At 30.5% G+C, this 24,546-nt stretch carries 20 protein-coding genes, 1 tRNA gene and 1 pseudogene; 3 read left to right on the top strand and 19 right to left on the bottom strand.

Annotated elements, in window-relative coordinates:
• Entirely contained in the window at positions 1-456 is a 456-nt protein-coding gene (nrdI, locus tag T329_RS0103435; RefSeq protein ID WP_029609031.1) for a class Ib ribonucleoside-diphosphate reductase assembly flavoprotein NrdI, read from the top strand.
• Positions 449-2,602, top strand: coding sequence for a class 1b ribonucleoside-diphosphate reductase subunit alpha (gene nrdE / locus T329_RS0103430; protein WP_029609030.1), 2,154 nt, complete (start codon positions 449-451; stop codon positions 2,600-2,602). Before nrdI ends, nrdE begins: the two co-directional genes overlap by 8 nt.
• Positions 2,603-2,953: 351 nt before the next feature.
• Here nrdE and T329_RS0103425 read toward each other — a convergent pair whose 3' ends face one another.
• The 17 genes and pseudogenes from T329_RS0103425 to dcm form a co-directional block, all read right to left on the bottom strand.
• On the bottom strand, positions 2,954-4,408 hold the full coding sequence (locus tag T329_RS0103425) for a nucleotidyltransferase (protein WP_029609029.1): 1,455 nt from the start codon (positions 4,406-4,408) through the stop codon (positions 2,954-2,956).
• An 11-nt stretch (positions 4,409-4,419) separates the two neighbouring features.
• Positions 4,420-5,118: an SMODS-associated NUDIX domain-containing protein gene (locus T329_RS0103420; RefSeq protein WP_029609028.1), complete on the bottom strand. Its 699-nt coding sequence runs from the start codon at positions 5,116-5,118 to the stop codon at positions 4,420-4,422.
• Positions 5,119-5,120: 2 nt separating this feature from the next.
• A complete protein-coding gene (locus T329_RS0103415; protein ID WP_029609027.1) occupies positions 5,121-9,212 on the bottom strand; it encodes an Eco57I restriction-modification methylase domain-containing protein in 4,092 nt (1,363 codons plus the stop codon).
• 1 nt (position 9,213) lies between these two features.
• Positions 9,214-10,143 (bottom strand): hypothetical protein, encoded by a 930-nt coding sequence (locus T329_RS0103410; protein WP_029609026.1) that lies wholly within the window; start codon positions 10,141-10,143, stop codon positions 9,214-9,216.
• A complete protein-coding gene (locus tag T329_RS0103405) occupies positions 10,144-10,362 on the bottom strand; it encodes a helix-turn-helix domain-containing protein (RefSeq protein WP_029609025.1) in 219 nt (72 codons plus the stop codon).
• Positions 10,363-10,672: 310 nt separating this feature from the next.
• Positions 10,673-11,743: a leucine-rich repeat domain-containing protein gene (locus tag T329_RS0103400; RefSeq protein WP_029609024.1), complete on the bottom strand. Its 1,071-nt coding sequence runs from the start codon at positions 11,741-11,743 to the stop codon at positions 10,673-10,675.
• An 8-nt stretch (positions 11,744-11,751) separates the two neighbouring features.
• Positions 11,752-12,705 (bottom strand): ABC transporter permease, encoded by a 954-nt coding sequence (locus tag T329_RS0103395; protein ID WP_029609023.1) that lies wholly within the window; start codon positions 12,703-12,705, stop codon positions 11,752-11,754.
• Positions 12,705-14,636, bottom strand: a complete 1,932-nt coding sequence (locus T329_RS0103390) for an ABC transporter permease subunit (protein WP_029609022.1) — start codon at positions 14,634-14,636, stop codon at positions 12,705-12,707. The genes T329_RS0103395 and T329_RS0103390 overlap by 1 nt, the downstream gene beginning before the upstream one ends.
• Positions 14,590-16,488: an ATP-binding cassette domain-containing protein gene (locus T329_RS0103385; protein ID WP_051630155.1), complete on the bottom strand. Its 1,899-nt coding sequence runs from the start codon at positions 16,486-16,488 to the stop codon at positions 14,590-14,592. Before T329_RS0103385 ends, T329_RS0103390 begins: the two co-directional genes overlap by 47 nt.
• Positions 16,488-17,792, bottom strand: a complete 1,305-nt coding sequence (locus tag T329_RS0103380) for a BMP family ABC transporter substrate-binding protein (protein WP_029609020.1) — start codon at positions 17,790-17,792, stop codon at positions 16,488-16,490. The genes T329_RS0103385 and T329_RS0103380 overlap by 1 nt, the downstream gene beginning before the upstream one ends.
• Before the next feature lie 176 nt (positions 17,793-17,968).
• Complete coding sequence (gene rplT, locus T329_RS0103375; RefSeq protein ID WP_029609019.1) at positions 17,969-18,319, bottom strand: 50S ribosomal protein L20; 351 nt, start codon at positions 18,317-18,319, stop codon at positions 17,969-17,971.
• A gap of 42 nt (positions 18,320-18,361) precedes the next feature.
• Positions 18,362-18,550, bottom strand: a complete 189-nt coding sequence (gene rpmI / locus T329_RS0103370; RefSeq protein WP_029609018.1) for a 50S ribosomal protein L35 — start codon at positions 18,548-18,550, stop codon at positions 18,362-18,364.
• Between the two features lie 13 nt (positions 18,551-18,563).
• The gene (gene infC / locus T329_RS0103365) at positions 18,564-19,160 is read right to left on the bottom strand and encodes a translation initiation factor IF-3 (protein WP_029609017.1); all 597 of its coding nucleotides are present in this window, start codon (positions 19,158-19,160) and stop codon (positions 18,564-18,566) included.
• A 320-nt stretch (positions 19,161-19,480) separates the two neighbouring features.
• The gene (locus T329_RS0103360; protein WP_156933798.1) at positions 19,481-19,717 is read right to left on the bottom strand and encodes a hypothetical protein; all 237 of its coding nucleotides are present in this window, start codon (positions 19,715-19,717) and stop codon (positions 19,481-19,483) included.
• A gap of 5 nt (positions 19,718-19,722) precedes the next feature.
• Positions 19,723-20,619: a nucleotidyltransferase gene (locus tag T329_RS0103355; RefSeq protein WP_029609015.1), complete on the bottom strand. Its 897-nt coding sequence runs from the start codon at positions 20,617-20,619 to the stop codon at positions 19,723-19,725.
• A complete protein-coding gene (locus T329_RS03965) occupies positions 20,610-20,708 on the bottom strand; it encodes a hypothetical protein (protein ID WP_342665491.1) in 99 nt (32 codons plus the stop codon). Before T329_RS03965 ends, T329_RS0103355 begins: the two co-directional genes overlap by 10 nt.
• Positions 20,709-20,850: 142 nt before the next feature.
• A pseudogene (dcm, locus tag T329_RS03960) lies at positions 20,851-21,638 on the bottom strand (DNA (cytosine-5-)-methyltransferase).
• 59 nt (positions 21,639-21,697) lie between these two features.
• Here dcm and T329_RS0103345 point away from each other — a divergent pair.
• Positions 21,698-21,781 (top strand) — tRNA-Leu (locus T329_RS0103345).
• 115 nt (positions 21,782-21,896) lie between these two features.
• Here T329_RS0103345 and T329_RS0103340 read toward each other — a convergent pair.
• Positions 21,897-23,156: a hypothetical protein gene (locus tag T329_RS0103340; RefSeq protein ID WP_029609014.1), complete on the bottom strand. Its 1,260-nt coding sequence runs from the start codon at positions 23,154-23,156 to the stop codon at positions 21,897-21,899.
• A gap of 8 nt (positions 23,157-23,164) precedes the next feature.
• Entirely contained in the window at positions 23,165-24,394 is a 1,230-nt protein-coding gene (locus tag T329_RS0103335) for a hypothetical protein (RefSeq protein WP_029609013.1), read from the bottom strand.
• Positions 24,395-24,546 lie beyond the last annotated feature (152 nt).

Raw genomic sequence — 24,546 nt, 5'->3', positions numbered from 1 at the left:
ATGCACAATAACTTAATTAAAATGGATAATGTAGTTAAGCCAACAGGTAAAATCCACTGCATTTATTTTTCTTCCAGCACTAAAAACACTGAAACATTTGTTAAAAAAACTGGTTTTGACTCTACTGCCATACCTTACGATATTAATGAATCAATCTTAGTAAATCAAGACTATGTTTTATTTTGCCCAACTTATTCAGGTGGGGGTGAATTTAAACAAGGTGCAGTACCTAAACAAGTTATCAAGTTTTTAAATAATGAACAAAATAGATCGTTTTGCCGTGGGGTAATTGCTTCTGGTAACACGAATTTTAATGACACATTTTGTCTAGCAGGCCCTATACTTTCTAACAAATTAAAAGTACCATTGCTATATCAATACGAATTAAGAGGGACGCAAAAAGATGTGGAAAATGTTGTCAAAATACTAAAACAATTTTGAGGAAATGATGAATAAACAAAATAAACTAACACATGAAGACGATAAGTATATTGCTCTAAACGCTTTAAGCGGCTTAAAAATCAATAATAAATATGATTTTGAAGCAGATAAAGAAGCCGTGCGTCAATACATGAATGCACATGTTGAGCCTAGAACAAAAAAATTTGAAAATGAAGCAAAAAGATTGCAATTTTTGCTTGAAAATGAGTATTATGAACAAGAAATCATAGATCTATATGGCTTAGATTTTGTGATTAATTTAACGGAGTATGCATTCTCGTTTGAGCATAAATTCCCTAGTTTTATGGGAGCATTTAAATTTTATACAACCTATTGCCTAAAATCTTTTGACGAAAAAGAATACTTAGAAACATATTCACACCGTGTAGTAATGAATGCATTATTGCTAGCTGGTGGAGATCAAGCGCATGCTAGGCAGCTTGTGCATGACATCATTTTAGGCTTTTTACAACCTGCTACACCTACATTTTTAAATGCGGGTAAAAAACAACGTGGCGAATTTGTTTCGTGCTATTTATTGCGTGTTGAAGATAATATGGAATCAATCGCCAGAGCAGTGTCTACCTCATTGCAGCTTTCAAAACGTGCAGGTGGCGTTAGTTTATGCTTAACTAACTTGCGTGAATTTGGCGCACCAATTAAAAAAATCGAGAATCAATCTTCTGGCATTATTCCAGTGATGAAAATACTAGAAGACTCATTTAGCTATGCTAATCAATTAGGCCAACGGCCAGGGGCGGGAGCTGTATATTTAAATGCACACCACCCAGATGTGCTAGCATTTTTAGACACTAAGCGTGAAAACGCTGATGAAAAAATTAGAATTAAATCATTGTCATTAGGTTTAATTATTCCCAATATTACTTTTGAGCTAGCTAAAGCTAATGAAAACATGGCGCTATTTAGTCCTAAAGATATTTATGATGTTTATGGCGTGCCAATGTCGGATATTTCAATTACTGAAAAATACTATGAATTATTAAACAATGATAAAATCAAAAAAACATTTATCAGTGCTAGAAAGCTATTTCAAAGCATTTCCGAATTACACTTTGAATCAGGCTATCCATACATTTTATTTGATGACACAGTGAATTCCAATAATGCACACCCTAATCAAGGTCGCATTGTCATGTCGAATTTATGTTCTGAAATTGCGCAAGTTTCTACAGCTACACAGTACAATTCAGACTTAAGTATTAAATCATTAGGCCAAGATATTTCATGTAATTTAGCGAGTTTAAATATTGACAAAATGATGCATTCAGGCAACGATTTTGGACAAATAGTCGATAGTGCTATTAAAGCACTTAATACTGTGTCTAGAGTTGCTGATTTGTCTTGTGCGCCAAGTATTAATAAGGGCAATGGTGATAATCACGCCTTAGGTTTAGGTGCGATGAACATGCATGGATTTTTAGCTAATAATGAAATTTATTATGATTCTGAAGAAGCTTTAGACTTTACAAATATGTTTTTCTATACAGTAGCTTATCATGCGTATAAAGCATCAAATAAGTTAGTTGTAAAATATGGCAAGTTTAAAGATTTTGAGCTATCAAATTATGCTAATGGCAAATATTTAGCTAAATATACTGAGTGTGAAGTTGATAAATTCACACCAAAAACTAGCAAAATTAAGGATTTATTCAATGAATTTGGTGTCAAAATACCGACGCAACAAGATTGAATATTGCTTTCAGAGCAAATTCAAAAAACAGGTCTAGCTAACTCGCATTTATTAGCCATAGCACCAACTGGCTCGATTTCATATTTATCTTCTTGTACACCTTCTTTACAACCTGTGGTAGCTCCTGTGGAAGTAAGAAAAGAGGGTAAAGTAGGTCGGGTTTATGTTCCTGCTTATGGAATAACCAATGAAAACTTAAAATACTATGAGCAAGGTGCATATGAATTAGGTCCTAACCCTATTATAGACTTAGCTTCAGTTGTGCAGCAACACGTTGATCAAGCTATCTCTTTAACACTATTTATGACTGATCAAGCAACAACTAGAGATCTTAATAAAGCTTATATTCGTGCCTTTAGCAAAAAATGTAGTTCAATTTACTATGTCCGCGTACGTCAAGAAGTGTTAGAAGGCAGTGAAAATCTTGAGTGCCAATCTTGCATGATTTAAAAAAATATAAACAAAAATTAACATCTTTAAAAAGGTGTTAATTTTTTGAACATAATTATTTAACAATGGTGTTGGGTTATGAAATGATTTTACTTCTAGATAAACATCTTCTCTAAAAGCATGTTTTGATGTTTTTAACTTTTAAACTTTACGCAGACAAAAGGATGACATCAAAATCAATTTCATTAACGTTATAGCTATGTAATTTCCGCATGAAAGAGTGTAGCAACAATAGTCATTCTAAAAATCGAAACTGTTTTCTAAAACCTTCTGTTCCATTCTATACCAAAACATCTTACTTAGCTATATTTTCCAAACTGAGACGTTTTTGCTTAGTAATTATTTTTTTATTTAATACCAAGAAAAAGTAGGATTAGAGACTATATTTACGTCAAAAGGATCGCTTTTGCCATAACAAACTCCATTTTTTATCAAGTATGCCTCGACAAAATGGTGTCCGACATAAGCGGTATATTCTTTTCTAATTCGTTTTCCTTCAACTAATACTGAGTTATAAAAATCTCCTCTTAAACAATTAGCTACCCTTGCTTCATCTCCTGTATTTGTAATCTGCCATCAAATTTCATAGTCTTTTATATTATTGGCTATTACTTCGAATTTTAATTCTCCATTTCTATTAAGTGCGACGCCACTATTAATTTCTTTCCATCTAAACCCTTTATATAGATAGTTCGCTTTAATAATTACTGTTTCCCTCTCTAAATGGGACCATTTTGATTTTTTTCGATGGGCAATAGTTTTAACATCAATTATCGGTAAAAATTCTGCATTGTTTTTAAATAAACTTCTCTTTATATATTGTATTCTCTGAGAATATGGAATGTCTGGGTTATTTATATTAAAATCAGAGTTGAGCTGAATTATTCAATCTTCAAAAGATTTATAGTATTTTGCATCCTTATCTCACTTTCCAGATAATAATTCTTTTTCATTTACTGGATTTAACACACAAGGTCTATCCGCTATAAATTTAATACCATTTTTTAGATTCTCTATTATGTAAGACATTATTTTGAAAAAATCATTACTGTAATGAGAGGCAAAAGTATACTGTTTTGCAGCTAAAGTAGTAATAATTATTGAGCTTGGTTTAAACTCCAAATTATTTGAAAAGCAGATTTCTGCATGTCTTTTCAAAATTTGAATAATCCTTTGCAAGGGTGTCTTCACAGTATACTCTGGAACTTCTTCAATTGAAGTGCAAAATCGTCTTGCGATGCTATTTCTATACAGATGAAATTCCGAAATATTTCTAAACCATTCTGCATAAGCTTTGGGATTACTTGTTTCCCAATCATCAGATATTTCATTATACGATGGTTTAGTTTTATCCGTAATAGCGATAAACCCATCGTTTTGATCATTTAATGGAACAGAAGGTAAAATATCTATGTGAAAATTGTCTTCATCCACATATTTTAAAGTCCAACATCTTTTGCTTTCTTCAAGATCGTTACTCATGGAATGTGATTTAGAGTAGTTGCACAAGACTTCTCCTAAACTTTGTTTCAATGAAAATTGCGACTGATCATGCTTCTTAAGACTTGTGAAATTACAAACAATATCAATATCATAATTTCCATCACTAGATAAAGGTTTAATAGCTGTGCCCAATTTAAACGAACCTTGTAAATATATATCTGGTTTTTTATCGGATAATGGTGAATTTTTTAAATATTTTGCTATTGAATGATATCTATTTGTAGCTTTAACATAATTCGAATCAGAAACATCTAACTCTTCAATTAATTGTTTTAGCTCCTTTTGTATAAAAATTTCTTTCAAACTAAATCTCCTTATAAAATATACCTTGAAGTTTCTGAAATATTTACAGATAACCCATTTTTTATTACATCTAATCTATCTATATCATTCGCTTCCACCAAACAAAAATTATCATTATTTATAATAGTTTCTAAAAATTTTTCTGGAATTCTAGCTTCATAAATTTTGAATATTTTTTGTTCATCAATTTTAAAGTGTTCAGAGAATTTTATTTTTTCAGTCACTGTATTTAAATACTCTATCTCAGTACTTAAAATAATTTCTTTAGACAATGTATCATCTATATTAAGCTCTTCGAGCAGTTCTCTTCATACCATGACCTGTCTATTGTTATCGCTAAGAAACCATCTTAAAAATTTAACTAAATATTTTCCTTTAATAATTTGTCTCAAGTCGCCAGTTTCATAAAAATTATCACTCTTTTCATCTCGAATTTCTAATTCATTCTTCTTATTTGTAAATGAATCATAATATTTGTACACTCCACCAATTGGTTGCAATTGATTTATTCTATTGCCTTTAATAAGTAGATATTTTCCTTTATACCTAATTTTAAATAAATAAGCATAACTTACTCTAATTTCCTTGTTCCACCTAATTATTGACTGGTAATACAAACGTATTAAATTTCTATTGTGAAAAATTGTTGAAATTATAAAACCCAGTATTGCTGTTATTGCTCAGCTAATAATATTGGTAATTATATTCATAATTACATCTCCTTCATCGAAGATTTAATATGATTACATTCTTTTTCAGTTAAACCGTATTTAGCAAATAATTGTTCATCTATTTCTTGAATAGTGCTTGACCAATCTATATCAGAACTGCTTGTAAAATTTTGCATAGGAACGAATCTATAGGTAATCCTTGTTCCGTTGTGATTCGCTTTAGCAATACTAATCAAGAATCTAGTGAATTTTGTTTTTAAATATTTTTGAATATTTGAACAACTATGTGCATTCAAATCTAAATGGCCGCCAATCACTAAATAGGTTTCAGTGGTTATTGAATTAGGCTCACTTACTATCGTATTTAAATTATCATCATTCAAATTGGTTCCTATATTATTTGCAAATGGTGTAATTACTTTCCACTTATTAATCCAATCAAAATTTTTTATGATTGTTTCCCTTTCTACATAACCTATGTTTCCTTTGCTAGCGTAAATTTTGACTGGATTAACCATGTTATCACTATCACTTCTGAATTGTTCGGTTCGTGTAAATTTTGTGTTAAATCCAAAAGGATTTCTAAATGAAATATAGCTTATTAACATTTTTTCTGAGTTGTCCAAGAGGTCAATACTTCTATCTTTAATCATTCTATCCACAATATTAAATGCTATATTATCCGAAATAAATATTTCAACACCACTAATTCTCTTTTGCCTTATTTGATTATTAATAATCTCATTATCTTTAATATTAATGATTTTTATTCCATTTAAATCATTATCGTATTTATCGTGATATAAAAAATAATTAACTCCACCTCGTAAATTTACATTGTGAAAAACATCTTGTGGTGTGATAAAATTTGTAATTTGCTTTAATCCCTTTATCGATAGCATATATTCTCTAAATTCATCTAACCCTTTACCACCTGAAAACCATACACTTGGAACTATCAGCGTAGCAAATTCGGGGTTCAGCTTTAAAGATATCATAGAAAACTTATTATAAATTGGTTTTGCACTACCCGTTCCAGAATCGTTATCACTAACTTGATATGGTGGGTTACCCACTACTGCACCAAATTTCACTGTTTGCTCACCTCCTTTTATTTCATCTGTTAAGCGTATTTCACTTAACTTTTTATTTTGTTTAAGTAAATTGCATACTCTTTCATAATCAACATCACCTGTTTCATTTTTAATATTTATTAAATCATATGCATTAAAATTAATTGCAATATTATCTACATTCAATCCTAATATTTCATAAAATCTTCTTGTGAATTCATAAGCGATAGAAGATGTTGGAACAGAGTAAATAATATCTTTTACTTCCTCGTGAGCAAAACCTAAATCATCTACCAATCGTTTATATAAAGCCACAGCATACTCACCAGACTTAGATGCAATATCTAAAAGTTTATTTTTTTCATTGACTATTTTTCTTAATCCATCTTCTGGAATAAGATTGACCATATCAGCGCATATATTTAAAGGTGTAATCACCTCCGATTCAGACATTCTGTTAAATTTATTTAAAGAGGTTAGGGCTCTATCTAATGGACTAACACTTTCATCTGAAGCAAGTTTTGAAATATTTTGTATCTTGTAATCTAATTTACTTCTTTTAAATGGATCCATTAAATAGGTTAATTTTTCTAAAACATTCTTATTTAAAGATAAATTTTTTGCTAATCTAACATTTTCATCTTTTTGTATAACGTTTAATATATTATCTAAAGATGCAACATTATCCTTGGTTAAGAAAGCAAAGAATAGCAATCTTTGATAATAGGTTTTGATTTGTCCTTCGAAACGTTTAATTTCTTCATCAGTTTTTACTTCTTTGAATGAGTTATCTTTATCTTTATTACTATTTGTATCCGATGAACCATCTAATGAATCATCTATATCCAACTCGTCACCTTCGCCATCATAAGGATCTATTGTTAAACCTTGTTTAGAATTAAATTCTCCTTGCTGTTCAATTGCTTTTCTAATTTCATCATCTTGCAAAATTGATAAATCTATAGGAATATCAACCACTTCATCTGAAACACTTCTTTTATTATTATACATACTTACAGCTTCAAGAATATTAGTTGCATCAACTTGCTTAATCTTGTTGTTATTCATCACAATTACAGGAGAAATACGTAATTCTTCTTCTATTCTCTCTTTTAATTTTGAATTTCCATTTTCATCAGTGTTCACATTATAGATTAGTGACTTTTGTTCTTGCATTCTAAATAGTCTATCTGGATCAAAATCCACTAGTAACGTCTGTGGTTTTAAATTTTGTTTTATAATGCCACTTTCACTTGACAATGTTCTAATATACTGATTTTGCAATCTGAAAATAGATTGATCATATTCTTGTGGTGAAGCTGTATCTTTAAAATACAACATGGTATCTCATTGTTCTACTGTTGAGCCTGTTAGCATTCTATTTACAGTTAATGTAATAGTTTTTTTGTTTTGGGCTTCATATTCGTTGATTTTATTTTTTATATCGTTGGGCGTTTTAAAAGTTTTACTTGAATCTACACCTGAAATATTTAATATTTGATATTGATTTAAATTTTTAAATAAATCATTATTTTTAGTAATTAATTCTTCCATAGCATCACAAGAAGCACAGTAAGGTAATACCATAACCATGTGTCTACACATTTTGCCTTCTTGGATCTTGTCATAATCTAAAAATCCTAATAAATCTTCATCATCTTTACTACCGTCAATAACTTTTAGTAAATCCAATATTTCAGCTTCATTTTGAAATTTTTTATGATTATTATTTTCGCTATCTTTTTTTATAGATATAGGTTCAAACAATTTGGAGAAAGCAAAACTAACACCACTTCTTTTTAAAGCTTCCATTTTTTGTCTTGAAGATTTGTTAGGATTGAACGCAAATCTGATCATTTGTGGAAAACCATAATAAGGATTATCTCATTCATTTACATCATCATTATTTAAGTTGATTTTGTCTCATTGTTGCTGTTCTTTGACAATATCAGAAAACTGGACAAAAGAAATAATATCTTCTTTTTCAAATTCACTGCCCATCAATATGCGATATGGAGTTCCTGATAAATGCAATCTGATCGAAGCATTAAGTTTTTTTATTTCTTCCTGAGCATCAGCTATATCTATACTATCGTCAGATACTTTCTTGAAATTCTTTTCATCATTTTTATCGTATCCAGCATCTTTTAGTATTTTGCCAAATGATTGTGCTCTTGCACCAAAATGAGTTTCATCTACTATTAACAAATCAATTTGCTCTTGGAATAATTGTTTATGTTTATCTTTTATTGCTTCACCTTGTAAATCTTGCAATGTTAAAAATAAGACAATTTTTTTGTTCTGTGATCTTTTAATTTTTACAACTTCTTCATTTCTCAATAAATCTTGTGCGTCTAAGAATATGTATTGATAAAAATTTCCAGCAGTTTCTACTGTTTTTTTCCACTCATCTTTAACATCAGCTTTAGCAGAGAGAACTAAAACCAATTTGGCATCCATTTTTAACGCACAACATAGAGAAGTAAACGATTTACCAAAGCGCATAACCGCATACATTAATAAATTTTTTCTTCCGTTTTTAATTGCTTTGTCAAAGTTATTTACTGCTTCTAATTGGTTTGGACGTAAATACCAATTGTCACCTCGCTGATAATGAAAAGTTTGAGGAAGAGAATTTTTTGAACTGTAATATTCGTATTTACCTGTGTTTAGTATGTAGTTATTCTTTATATCCTTGATTGATTTTTCGACATCTTTAGGAGTAGCTTCTTTAAAAAATTCTTTACTGTAATATGAATCGTTTTGCACATCTGATGCTAGTAATCTTTTCTTATTTAAATCTTTTTCTAAATATTTATGAACTGAATAGTCTCTAAAATATGTATCCTCATCAATTACTGCTTTGCTTTCATATTGTTTTATAAGTTCTGGGTAGAATGCTCTTCACTCATTTAGTCTTTGTGCAACTGAACGATAAGTGTCTCCGACTTTTAAATAATTAGGAATAGTATTGGTTGTAAAAGCGTAAATATAAGGATCGACTCTACCAACAATAATGTTATCTAGAATGTCAATTGCCTCAATTTTATTGTGTTTCAATTTAGAATACCTCCTTGCCAATTAAGTCTTTAAATACAACTATCTTCTCAAATGTTCAATCTTTAATCACGCAATAGTCATCTATGCTTTGGTCTTTAGCGTCAATAATTGACATCTTTTTCTTTGGTAAAACTGACTTTTTAAATGGTATTGCATAAGTCAAACCATCCATTTGCCATAAATTCCATGAAATAATATTGGCTATTTTAATTAATTCATCTTGTGTTGGGTATCTTTTTAATTTAAATTCCATATTATCGCAGTATGTAGCCAGTAAATTTTCTCTAGCAATTAATAAGCTATCACCTTGGAATTCAAAACCATAGACGCTTTGAAATGCACGTTCACTCCATTTGAGCCAATCTGTCTCATTATCAGTATTTTCATTCACTATTCTTAATTTTCTATCTAAAATACCAATCCTTTTATTAAGCTCAATGTATTCACCTGAAACTGTGTCATATCTACTTACTAAATATGGAGCTTCACCGCATGTAATCTCTAGCCTTTTTTCATCTACATAATCTTCTCAAGACTTATTTTTTTCTTGAGAAAAAATAATTTTTTCAGTTGTTGAGGTTCAAGATTTTTTCATTTCAACATTAAAAACATTATCCCTACCAAATCAAGCATTATCAATCAAATTATTTTGCACATTACAAATTCAACTAGGCGTGAATACTTCGGCTTTAGCCTTTGTTCTAATAACCTGATTTTGTTTAGACTTTAATACTCTAGGCTGAATAATATTGCCTTGAATACCTGTAATCAGATGATATTGAATAGGATGTTTTGAATAGTAAAAGTTTCCTAAATATTCATAATCATCTGTTGCTCAGATAATATTTTTATTGGTTGTTCTATCAATTAAGAGTGTTTCTAAAATTTCTTTGCTTCATTTCTCTTCACTTACATCAATTTTTAAATCCATTTATTTATCCTCGATATCAGTTTTTATTAAATTTACAACATCCCCAATATCAACGTTTAATGATTTACATACTTTGCCTAAAACAGATAATGAGATAGCTTTCCCTCTTGTCATTTTTGATATTGTTGTGGGAGAAATTCCAATAGTTTCTATTAAATCCTTCTTTTTCATGTTTTTATCAATCAATATTTTTCACAATCCATTGTAGTTAAATTCCATAATATATTCTCCTAACTCCATTTTTGTGTATTTATAATACACATTATATAATAATTAATCATAAATACTCTTGGACTAGACAATGGCAGTCCATGAAACGAGCCAGTTCATTACCAATCTTTGTGTTTCAAAAGTATTGAAACTACTTCCCAAACTAATCGCGGGTTGTGTATTGAAAACAGCGTGCAAAACAATTATAAAAAGCATACCCTAAAATAATATATACATTGTAAAACACAATGTTGCCCATAAAAGGAAAAATATTGTGTTTTTAATATAAAAAACCTAGCTAAATGCCAGGTTAATTTGATTATTCAGTAATACTTGAGCCTTTATATGCGTCTGGCTCGATTTGAGCATTTGGGAATTCAACGGTAGTGATGGTTTTATTATTGTTAAAAGCTTTAGCTTTAACTGTTAAAACTGAATTTGATCTAATGGTAGTTAATTTTGCACTTGCGCCGTTTTTAAAGGCGTAAGGTTCAATTACTTTAACACTTTCAGGTAATTCTAATTCAGTTTTTTCACCTAAACGTGCAGCATCAACCATGAATAAATGACCATTAATTATGAAAAGGCCTTGCTCATCAAATCAAGATGGGTGAATGTTTTTGGTGCTTGTACCAAAAACTTCTTCATCAAATTCAGCATTAATATTAATGTTAAAGTTAGTGGGTTTAGGATTTTTTAAAAATTGAGCATTAGCAAAAGCACGCTTGCCAAAACTAGTTACATTTGGCAAATCAATGCTTTCAATTGCACTATCTCTAAACGCTAATTCACCTATGCTTGTTATGTTTGCAGAACTAAATGATTTAATACCTGAAGCTCTAAAGATCTCATCTGGTAAGTGTGTTAGACTTGGCGCGAACGAAGGAGCTTGAGTAAGATCACTTGTGCCTTTAAAAGCGGCCTTGCCTACCTCGCTAATTTGACCTAAAGTTAAATTGCTTAAAGATTTTGCTTGAGCAAATGCTTCTTCGCCTACTTTAGTTACACTAGGCGCGTAAAAAGTGGTTAAATTAATTAAATCTTTTAAGGTTTTAGGTTCAATTTGGCCTAAAGAATCAAAACGTAATTCTTGCAGACCTAAATTAATATCTGAATATGAGCTTCCTAAGCTTTTGTGGAATGTTTCTGGATCTAGTTCAGTTACATTTTTAGCAGTTATTTTTGCTAATTTTTTCTTTAGGTGAAAAGCTGAAAATTTAATTTTGGTTACGTAGTCTGGAATAATTAATTCTGTTTGCGTGTGTGAACGAAACTTTACGTAAGTGTCGCCTTCAATGGTTTCGTGGATGTTGCATGAAGCGGCAAAAGCTATTGGCGCTAGCGAAGGAATCGGAGCTAAAGCTAAAAATAATTTGTTTTTTAATTTCATTTTAACTCCTAGCGCACCGATTTATCATATGGCAGCCCAGCTGCGGCTGGCGCATGTGATTTGCGTGCTGTAATCATAATTACAATTAGTGAAAGTAAATAAGGGGCAATGGTTAGCAATGATGCATAAGGCACTAGTTCTTGAATAAATGCACCAGATGCATTTGAAATCGCGTATAAGAATGAGAAAATGAATGCTACGCCAGAAACAATAAAGATGTTTCATTGACCCATAATCATAATTGCTAAAGCTAGGTATCCATAACCTCTAACGTCGCCATTAAATGAAGCACCTAATGATTGTGAAAAGATTGCACCAGCAATGCCAGCAATAGCACCCGAAATTGCAACACCTTGTCATTTGTATTTATAAACATTAATTCCGGCAACGTCAGCAGCTTGAGGATTTTCGCCAATACTACGCAATCTTAAACCTCATTTAGTTTTGTATAGTGCAAACGCACCTAAAGCAATAACAGCAATAGTAATTACGGTTTTAAACGAGATAATTTCCAGGCTTTGCGCTTGTGTGATTTGAATTGAATAGGATAATTCAGTAACGTTCATAATTGGTTTTTTATTACCATTACCAAAAATTTCTAACAAAATAATAGCAATACCAAAGGCTAATAAGTTAATAGCAAAACCGGAAATGGTATGCTCACTTTTTAGTTTAATGGTTGCAAAACCATGTAAAAGTGAAAACGCAGAAGCAGCAGCAGCTGCGATGATTGTTCCTAAAATTTGTCATCAACCGCTGTGCCCTATTGGGTTATTAACCCCAAAGCTTTTGGCTAACACGTTGGTAAAAGCTAGATATGTAGCAGCTCCTACTACCATCATACCGTTAATACCAATGTTTACAATTCCGATTTTTTCGCAGAATAATCCGCTGATGCCACCTAATGTAAAAATGCAAAAGAATAATAATAATGAAGAATAAACATTTAGTGTCAAAGCCATTATTGAGCTCCTTTCGCTTGTTTTAGTTGAGTTTTTAACTTAGTATGCTCAGCTACTAAAGATATAAAAATTTGTTCGTATTTAGCTTTAATATTTTTAATTGAAGCAGTTCTTTGTTGCTGAATTTTGAATTTAGCATTTGCACCAAGTTCATTCATTTTGTTAACTAATGAGTGTTTTTTGTCATTAATTTGTTCAAAGAAATGAATAGTTTGCTCATCGCTGTTTTTATAATTCATTGCTTGTGATAAATACTCATCAGCGACTTTTTTCAATTCTGCTTTTAAAATTTTGACTTGATCTTTGCGTGAAGTTGATTCAGCTACTAGACTTACAGGGTCAATTTTTAAGGTTTTATATGAGTGAGCAAAGGAACCTAAAGAATTTGTTTTAGCAATGTGTTGTTTTTTCAATTCTTGTATTTTTGCACTAATTTGTGTTTTTTGCTCAATATTATTTGCACTTTTGGCCAAAGCTAAATCATTTTTTAGCGATTGCATTTTCTCTGCGTAAATAAGTTGCAAAGTTGCACGCTGAGTTAAAATATTGTTTTTTAACAGAGCTTGTTGGAATGATAATTCTAAATTATTGTACTTAAGATTTAATAATTCTAGATTAGATTCAGTTACGTTGTATTTAAGCTTATGTACTTGCAACTGGTGTTTAATTTGCATTCTTAATCGTTGCAATTCTAAAGATTTTAAGTAGTTATGAGCTTTGTAACGAGCGTCTTTATATAAAATAAATCTACGTTTTAAAAAGTTGATAGGTTTAAAGTTAACAAACATGATTGAGGTAGCAGCTAAAAACAATATCATTGAAGTGATAACTTGCACATCTTCAGGTTTGATGTTTAAGGGAGCAAATTGGAGATTAATTCTTGCTGTATAAATAGTTGTATAAAATAGGGTTGAAAATAGTATACCTACAGGCGCGTTTAAAGCCAGCAAGCTTATAGCAATACTTTCAAAACCAATTACCAATGGTTCAGTAATGGCTCCAAACGCTGTTGAAGGGGCAATAACATAGTTATAAAATCCTGCAATTCCTGAAATAGCTCCAGAAAAACCAAGAATTAAAATGGTTAACATTTGGTCATTAACACCCATGTATTTACCATTTGTTTTGGAAATACCTTGCATTCTGATTTTATAGCCAATTGTTGTAAAGTTGAATACAAAAGCGATTGCAAAAACTAACACAAACAATAATACAACACCAAAAATAACAAAAGCATTTTTAATTGATTGATCAATATTGATTGCACCTGGATTAACACCAGTGTTAGTGTCACTAAAATAATAAGTAATTTGTAAGTCGCTAAAATCTTTTCACACAATACTTGCTGATTTTTGTTGGAATAAAATCATTGAAGCTCCAACAACAATTCAATTTATCATGATTGTGGTTATAACTTCGTGAACATTTAATTTTGCTTTTAAAAACCCGGAAATAAAACCCAAAAAGAAAGCAGCAACAATTGAAAGACCTAAAGCTAAAATAAGCAGCCAAATAGGTACACTTTCGTATTTAGTGTAGCCCAATTGAATAAATAAGGCAAACGAAACTGCTCCAGTAATCATCATTTGTCCTGGGATACCAATGTTAAATAAGCCGGCTTTAAAACTTAAAGCACAAGCTAGTGAACTAAAACCAAAAACTAGGAAAAAGTTCACGATAAATTCTCTGTTGGCGCTATTTAAACTTTTGGCAACAACTTGAAAAATCAGTAGCGGATTAATCAAGATATTTTCATAAACACCTTTTTTTAGAACAATATAAACTATTGCCAATACAATACCAAAAAATAAAGATCATAATGATGAAGCGATTTTGCGGCCGGTGGATCTAGTTTTATCTAACCTTACAAAATCACTCATTTTTTTACTGAATTGACTTAAAGTTTCAATTATAACGTGACGTTTGTTCATTATTAGCCTCCTTTCCTTGCATTAATTTTTGCTTATAAATTTGTGCAAAATTTTGTTTAGCTTCGTGTATTTGTGAGTTTTTTTGACTCAAAATTTGTTTGCGATACGCTATTGCGTCCGCATATTTTTGTTTTAATTCATTTATTTCACTTTTGTGTACATTTTTAGATTTTTTAGCAATGTATAAACTCGATTTAATTGAAGATTCTTTTAATTTTGCTTCTTCAATTTGTGCGGCATACTTTTTGTTTAAATAACTAATGTAACTTTCTTTTGATTCTTCAATATCGCTAGGATTAAATCATGAATCAATATTCTGGTTAGAACTTGAAGACATGAACTTACCAATTTGTTCACGTGTAATATTTTTGGCGTCATTAATTGATAAAATTTTGCCTTCATTAATAACTGCAATGGTATCCGCTAAAGCTAAAACTTCGTCTAGCTCATAAGAGATTAATAAAATCGCTTTACCTTGAGCTTTTTCTTTCAAAATTTGCGAGTGAATATTGGTAATAGCGCCTATATCCATTCCCCTGGTAGGTTGTACAATGATGATAAAATCATGTTCAAACATCATTTCGCGCCCAACAATAAATTTTTGTTGGTTACCGCCAGATAATGAACGAGCCACACTTTTGGCACCCTGTGAGCTTCTTACGTCATATTTTTCTATAATTTTATTGGTAAAATCATTAATTTTACGGTTTTTAAAGACACCTAAACTTTGAAATTGTTTATCTCATAAACGTCTAATAACTGAGTTTTCCTCAATAGTAAAGTCAAGAATAACGCCGTGGTGATGACGATCAGCTGGGATATAAGCCATATGTTTTTTACTACGAACATAGGCACTTTGTTTAGTTATATCAACTAATTGGTACTGTTTTGTAATATTGTTAAAAACTCTTAAATGAACTGAACCCTTGTTTGGTAATACTAAACCACCAACTATGTGTTCTAGCTCTTCTTGACCGTTGCCTGATATACCCGCAATTGCAAAAATTTCACCAGCGTGCACATCAAAGGAGATATTTTTAAGATTTTTGTGCAGTTTGTGAGTTGAGATATTTTTTAATGAAAATACAACTTCATCACGTTTGGCTGGCAATGTGTTTTTAACTTCAACAACATCATCTCCAACCATCGCCTTAATAATTTGATCAATGCTGGTTTGTTTTAGTTTGAAATTACCAGCCACTTTGCCTAAACGTAAAACCGTGGCACTATCAGCCACTTGCTGAATTTCTTTTAGTTTGTGCGTAATGAAAATAATTGTCTTGCCTGCTTGTTTAAAAATTTGAAATGATTGTAATAAACCTTGAATTTCTTCATCTGTAAGTACGGCTGTAGGCTCATCAAAAACCAAAATATCGTTACCACGATACAGCATTTTCATGATTTCAACTTTTTGTTGAACTGATACTGTCGCATCGCCTGATTTTTGGAATAGATCAAAATGAAGATTGTAGGTATTTTGTAGCGCTTTAATTTTTTTGATAGCAATATCGCGGTTCAACACGCCCGTTCTATTGCTCCACTCTTCGCCTAAAATAATATTATCAAGGTTTGTATAAACGTCAACTAGTTTAAAGTGCTGGTGCACCATACCAATACCTAACGCATTAGCATCATTTGGTCCAGAAAAAAGCACCATGTTGCCATTTATCAGAATTTCTCCGCTTGTTTGTTCGTATAGACCAAACAAAATTGACATCAAAGTGCTTTTACCAGCTCCGTTTTCACCAATCAATGCGTGAATTGTTCCTTTTTCAACGCTAAAAGAAACATCTTGATTAGCAATTATTCCGGGAAATTTTTTAGTTACGTTTTTAAATTCAACTGCGATCACTAGCTATTTTTTTTAGTTAGCATTTCGGCAAGAGTATTCATACGTGTTTGTAAATCTGCGATTTCTTCGCCACCAATTGCAGCTTTACCTGAGTATAGTCATTCTTTTTCTTCTGCACTTAGAGCTAGAAAGGCTGCTTTACCATCTTCAATAGCTTTTGTTGCCAGTGCTTTTTTAGTTGCTTCTTCGATGTGAGTTACTGAAATATCAACTCATTTTTCAGCAAAACCACCATCTTTATTGTAGTCACCATTAGCTTCAGCTGTACCTAAAGTTGCTTTATTTGCATCGGTAATTTCTGTTGTTGCTAAAAAGCTAACTGCATCGTATGTTGATTGACCTAAGTTTTTCAAAATTGATGTAAAGAATGTTTCTTTACCAGAAGGTGCTGCAAAAGCTTGGTCAGTATCGACACCAATAACGTATTTACCAGCATAGTTGCTTGCTTTCATAACTTGGTATGTTGCAGCTCCTGCAACCGGTAAAATTAATTTAGGGTTTGTCGCCATTACTGAATCAATAACAGATTGCATTGCAGGTTTAGCTGTGTCAAATCCTGCACCTAAGTTAACTGTTGCTAATGTTGAGTGAACTTTTTTGTTTTCATCTGTTTGTTTTTTGTTTCAGTGGTATACACCTTTCATGAATCCTTCGTTAAAGTCTGTAACTCCGGCAAAGGCACCACCACCAAAACTTGCAAATGTTCTATCAGCTGCATTAGTTTCATTTGATAAAAAGGCTGCGGCTGCATATCCTGCTGCAAAGGCTGCTTCTTTAGTTTTAAAGTTTTGGAATACACCATGTCCTTGTAAATCTAATGAGTAGTCTGCACCAATCATTTTTATACCTAATTGTTTAGCTTTTGCTAAGTTTTCAGGTTTTTTCAAAAATTCGCCAATGTGTTGTGAGTGTAAAAATCCTGGCACGATTCAAACGTTATATCCAGCATTTAAAGCTGCTGTATATGCTTGAGCATACGCTTCATCTTTAACTTCCAATACGTCATATTTGTCGTATGGTAGTTTGTTTTGTACGTTTGCAAAGGTTAAAAGTCCTTCTCATGCAGATTGGTTAAATGATTTGTCGTTAATGTCACCACCATCATTAATCATTACAATTTTTTTAACACTAGCTTTTGCTTCGTCGGTTAAGTTATATTTAGCGTCTAGTTTAATATCTGTAACGCTTTCCACTGGTGCTTTAGGGTGTGTGTATTTATTTTCTTGTCCGCAAGCAACCGCTACCATCGGTAATGCACTAACTGCAGATACGCTAGCCAAGGTTAGCATTCATTTATGTTTCATAATATCTCCTATTTTATTTATAACAGCGATACAGAATATCTATATCTGCCTTAATTATATTATGAAATAATATAAACTGTTGCAATCAAAAATACCAAAAAGGAATAAATTAGTATTTTTGTAGATTTTTTCAACAGTAGCAATAAAAAACAACTAGTTTTAGCTAGTTGTTGACATTATTTTGCGTCTTTAGCAATTTCAACTAATGATGAAAATACTTTAGGTTCGTTAATTGCTAATTCTGAAAGCATTTTTCTATTAATTGTAATGTTTGCTCTTTTTAGACCATTGATGAATTGTGAGTATGTAACTCCTTGAGCTCTAGTTGATGCATTAATACGTGCGATTCATAGTTTTCTAAAGTTACGTTTTACTTGTTTACGGTCTCTAAATGCATATGTTCATGATTTAACTACGGCTTGTTTTGCAACTTTGTAACCGATTGATTTGTGTCCAAAATATCCTTTAGCTAGTTTTAATCATTTTTTTCTTCTAGCTCTTGTAACTGTTCCGCCTTTAACTCTCATAGTTTCCTTCTTTCTTTAATTTAAAATTGAATAAATAGGTTATTAAAATAAACCTTTGAATCTTTTGATGTCAGATGCGTGCATTTGAACAGATTTACGTGCTTGACGTTTTTGTTTGGTTGATTTATTTTGGGCTAGGTGTGAACGATATGCTTGCTCTCTTAAAACTTTACCTGTACCTGTTACTTTGATACGTTTTTTTAGAGCACTTTTTGTCTTCATTTTAGGCATAATTACTCCTTAATTATTCTTCATCATCTTCATTTTCATCTGAAGATTCTGCAGAATCTGTTTTTGTAGCGTTTTTATCTACTATATTATTTTCTTTTTTATATCTTGCAACCTTAACTTTGTTAGGTTGAATATATAAATCCAAAAATTTACTATTCACTAGCGTTGCTTCTTTGGTAATGTCGGCAATATCTTCTAAAAGTTGGTAGAAACGATTAATTGTGTCGTGTCCTAATTCGGGACGCGCAATTTCACGTCCACGGTATTTAAGACTAACTTTTAATCTATCACCATCTAGCAAGAATTCTCTGGCTTTACGAGCTTTAACTTGTAAATCGTGCTCACCAATCATTACTGTTAAACGAATTTGACGGTTTTGAATAATTGTTTGTTTTTCCTTAGCAGCTTTTTGTTTTTTCTTTCTTTCGTATTTGAACTTACCATAATCTAAAATTCTAGCAATTGGTTTAGGTTCAACACTAATTAAAACTAAGTCCATTTTGTACTCACGAGCGATTTCGATTGCTTCACGAGTAGGCTTAACTCCAATTTTGTCTCCATCTGGACCAATTAAAAATACTTTGGCAAATGGAATATTTGAGTTAATCATGTGTTCTGCTACAGGCTTTTTATTTTTTGCGTTTGTTGGTTGAATAATAACTCCTTAATAATAGATAAATTGAAAATAAAATAAAAGTGGTATCCCACTTCTAAACTACACTAAAAAAATTTTAATTGTAGCTAGAAACCCAAGGCTATGGCCATCAGGTGAGATGTAATCTACTTTCTGCAATTAAATATTGCTCTTAAATTTTAACACAAGAGCCTTTTTTGATTTGATTTATTATTGAAATTTATTTTTAAGCGTATATACCTATAAAATGTATATTTTGGTCAAACAAAATAAAAAATAATTGTTAATTTATAAAATTAAATTTCAAAATTAACAATTATTTCGCTGTGTTCTTTAACGATTTGGTAGCTAAATTCTTCTTTGTTTTGGTCTAGATAAGCTAACGTTTTATTTCATAAACTTAAGTCATTTTGATCAATAAAATGTAATAAAACATCATTGTGACCATGTTCTCATAAATCATCTAATTGTCTTTGCATTGCATCAATACTTGCATTCACATTGATGTTTGTACCCATAATAATTTTTTTCATCTTGCCTACTTTCATTTTTTGTTTAATATTCATGCTATTATACGCTTAATTCTGCTAGCAGTATAACGTTTAGAAACACAAGCATCAACAAAAGAATTGTAATCGTTTTGGTTTGCGTTTTTAAGTAATAAATTTTCAATTCCTTCGCTAACTAAAGGTATTTGCTGAAGCTTATGTTTAGGTGTTTTAGTTAAAATTTTAATAAATTTTGAGTATTTTTGATCAATAAAACGTGGTTTTTTGATTTTCATTGGCGAGTATTTGCTAATATCCTTGTTTAATCTAAGTTGTTCTCTTAATCACGAAGCTGACGCATATGTTTCATTAGGCTTATTAGCATGAAAATCAATATTGCGCTGAATTGAATAGGCCTTGATATTTAAGTTATTATTGACAATGGTTTTGATATATTCAAAACCTAAAATATCGTTAGGCATTGTGTAGCTTTGTCCACTTAATTCTTGCAGCGCCAAAGCGAAAGCTTTTGGGTAAGCTAGCTTTTCTTTTTTGATATATCTACGAATAATATGATTGAAATTTTGTTCATTTTGCTTCAAAATATTAGCAATTTTATACATGGCTTCTACATCGCTAGATTCTGAACCAAACACAATTTTATCCACGCCTGCTTTGTGTAAAGCTATGACGCTATGATAAGCAAATATGTGTGCCGCCTGAACTGTTTGTTCAAATTTTAGCTTAATAACTTTATTTACACCATATTTTTTAGCTATGGCTTTACGAGCTCTAAAAGAAGCAATAGTGTATTCACCACGTTGACTAAATTTATCACTCATAACGACGATAATTTTCTCATTGGGAAAATTTTCTTTAATTCAATTTATTTGGCGAATATGGCCATTGTGGAAAGGATTATATTCAGCAACTATTCCTATTGGCATTTTGTATCATCGGTGATTAAATGTGGGTCAATTTTAAATTGCAACATTTGCGCACTTTTGCGACCAGCATCACCGCCCTTTCTTTGTATAGTTATTGAACTTTTATTGAAAATTTACTCATCTTTCAATAAAAGTTCAATAAAACTTGTTTTGTAGTATAGTAGATTTATATTAATTTTGTGGATTTATTTAGCGAGTTTAATTATAGATACAAATAAGTGTTTATTCATACTAAGCATATTTTCATGTGCTTTGGCAATTAACCAATATTTTTGCTATATGTTCAATAACATTTACAGTCATCACATTAGCTGTTTGACGCATTATTACGGCAAAGGAAATATTTGAATTTTTGTACATTTGTGTGTATTTTTCGCCAAAACATTGCAATTTTGAAGCTTCAACGCCGTTTAGTTTGTATATATGTTTATTTTTTACATTATATAGATCATGTCTGCCTACTCTTAAGGTCGGAAGCGTGTTATTGCTTAATCTCAAATCCGATTGAAGTGTGTCAATAACTAAATTATTTGTTTGTAAAATTGAGTCTAAATCAATTTTGCCTTGGGTATATTTATTATTTAGATATCTTTGAAATGTTGAATTATTGATATCTAGCTCTAGATCATTGCTTTTATCAATAAAATCTTCAAAATTATATTGGTTTGCCAAAGGCAAATCAAATCAAAATTTGCCTGTATCAATATCTTTACGCACGCCAACTAAATAGATTCGTTCGCGTTTTTGAGGAACACAAAATCTACGCTGTTTAAAACTTTTGTATAGAGGTTATATCCTGCTTGATCGATTCATTCTGTGATTATTTTTATTGTTTTACCACCATCGTGGTGGCTTAAACCTTTAACATTTTCAAAGATAAAATATTTAGTTCGCTTAGCAATTAGTGTTTTAATTAAGCTATAAATTATTGCGCCGCGTGTATCTTGTAAGCCTAATCTCCCCCCCGCCAATACCTGAGCAAAAGTCAAAAAATGTTTTAATTGCCAACCTAACCTCACTAAGAATATAAAAATTTATATCCTAATTATAAAAAAATAATTATAATAATATAGCAAATGCCCAAGTGGTGGAATGGTAGACACCGTAGACTCAAAATCTACTGGAGAAATCCGTGCAGGTTCAAGTCCTGTCTTGGGTACCATATGAATTTTCACCTCAACACTCTCAAGAGTGTTGTTTTATTTATATAAAAAACCGACTAGTATATTGGCTAAGTCGGCTTGTAAATAGTACATTATTTTGTTTAAATTTTTACTTTAGACGTTACATTTATAACCAGCATTATAGATATCAATAAGAAGTTTTCTTAACTCTTCATCAGATTTGATTATCGAATTGTATCTTAGATTTTCTGGTGAATATAAAAAGTTTTTGCTTTCATTATTATTTTCAAAACTAAAAAATGATAATGATTTACCATAATAATCAATTAGGTAGTTGGGCTTTAATTGTGAAAAAATTTCAAAAGTATCTAGAAAATAATAGTTTTGTGAAACAGCGTTCTCATTTAGATTGAAAAGTCTATTGATATCAATGTTTACTGTGTGAATTTGTGCACTTTCATCAGTTTTTTTATAAACATTTATAAATTCATTATATGAGGGCACTGAAGGGAAGTGAATTATAGAAATAAAATACAAATTTTTTGAATTATTGTCGTTACTATTATCTATTTTTAAATATATATCTTCTATGTTGTACTTAGCTTCAAGATTGATAGTTAATATATTATTGTTGTTATTGGTAAAGAGATTAGAATTGATTACCTTAAACCCGCGGACCTTTTCTTCAAATACAACACGGTTTTTACAATCCGCTGTAACAAAGGGGGATTCAATAGGTCTATAATTTTTGAATGGATTATAAAATGAAGTTAATTTGAACTCGTTATTATAATCATCTATATCGAGTTGTTTGTAAATATTATATAACCCTATGTTCGAATCGTTGTTGCGTTTAAAAAGCGTTCTTAGCATTTCATAAGCATTAAGCTTTATCGTATGTCAATCATAAGATTTGCCATCTCTTTTGCCTATTTTTTCTAATTTTTGTATTTGACGTAACTCATCCGAAATATCGAATTTTTTTGCTTTTTCAAATTCACTTGTATTATTAGCTACAGTAAATTGATTTAATGGCGTAAGTGTATAGTTAAACTGTGAATAATATTTATGCAATCTTAAAAATCTCAAATAAGATTTAGCAAAATATTTATTTTCACTTTCATTTTCATTGTCCAACACTTGATTTATTGATTGTTTAAGATTAGTTTTATAAACGTCATTATGATTTAACAAACTTAAGTTTAACAATTGTTTAAAAGATGATTCTTCATCATATATTTTTTTAAGATTGGTTCAATCTGATTTTATTTCCAGATTATTTAAAATTTGAGTGTAAACTTTTTGATCGCCGCGCTCCTCTAAATTGCTATTTTGTTGTTTATTATGATTGCAACCTGTAATTATAAGCGGAGCAGTTGCTAATATTGGAGTTATAAATAATTTATGCTTCATTATTTCTCCTAAAATCTGTTTCCATATATGTTTTTAGTCTCAATATATTTATACAAATTATTTCATTCATTAGAGCCCATGGTTCCCAAATCATAAGAAGATTGCGAAGCTAGCATTAAACCTTTATTTTTGTTGAATCTTTCTCTATAGTCAGTGTATAAATCAAATCCACCAGGGGTTCGCGGTTTAAGTGTTAAATTATTTTTAAATAAATTTATTGCTGACAATTCAATAACACTTGTGTTTAACTCACTTTGATCAATATTAAATTTTGATAATATTTTTGTTAAATTAAGTTGTAATGTTTGTACATCAGCGCTTTTCACTAATTCTTTTTTATATTTGTTTTTCTCAGCAAGTTCTCTAAAAACTGCAAATTCTTTCGGTTGTGGCAGGTAATTGATTGTTAAGCTTATAAATTTTTTATTTGTAGTTGTTTTCTCTACGTTTACAGCAACATATAAATCATCTAAATCAAAATGTTTTAATATGTCAAAACTTAAATAATAACTAGGCTTATTATTAATGTTTTTAGAATAAATTTGTTCATTTTGTAATGCAAACTCTTTGTAATGATTAAAAAGATTTATATTATTAATCTCCCTTGAAACGCCAACGGGATTTTGCACTTGGATAAATTCAAATCTATATGGAGTTTTGTAATAATATGACTTGTCATTTAGTTGATATGCAATTGTTGAATAATTTTGAATTTTGTCAATATTTTTCAGTGTTTCATACACGTATTTAGTAGATGCTATTGCCAAAAGATTTTGGTTTTTATTGGTTATAATTGCTTTAAGATGTTCCAAGAAATTATATGTATTTAATTTTGAATCTGATTTATCGATTTTTTGTGTATCAAGAAAATCTAAAGCTCCATAAGTTGGTAAATTTTTATAAAACTCATTCTTATTTGAAATTAAATTTAACAAGGAAATATATTCTTGCTCAGTAGAAGGAATATTTTTTGTTCATATATATTTAGGATTACTAATTACGTCATAAAATTGTGCAAATAACTCCTTGATTTTGTCATCCTCAGTGTTTATTTGCGATATTATTTCAGGATATCTAAAATTATTTCTAGATAAAAATTTTCGAATAACATCTTCATTAATGCTAAAGCCAAATTTGTTATAAACAATTTTTTCGAACTCATTTTTGTGATTGCACGAGACAGTTAAAGCTGGAATAAATGGTGCCGTAGATGCCACTCATAATGCATTAATTTTCATATATAACCTCCGTATGAGATAGTAATGTAAGATTCTTTTTAAGGTGCTCAGCAAATTAGAGGTGTAATGTATTAATATAATTAAATTATACTCTTTATTATTTACTTTAGGATTGTATGGCGCTGATTGGTCGCGCTACATTATCATAAACA

It is taken from the genome of Mycoplasma simbae ATCC 49888 (assembly GCF_000702705.1).
Taxonomy (GTDB): domain Bacteria; phylum Bacillota_I; class Bacilli_A; order Mycoplasmatales; family Metamycoplasmataceae; genus Mycoplasmopsis; species Mycoplasmopsis simbae.
This window is presented reverse-complemented; position numbering and strand designations above follow the sequence as displayed.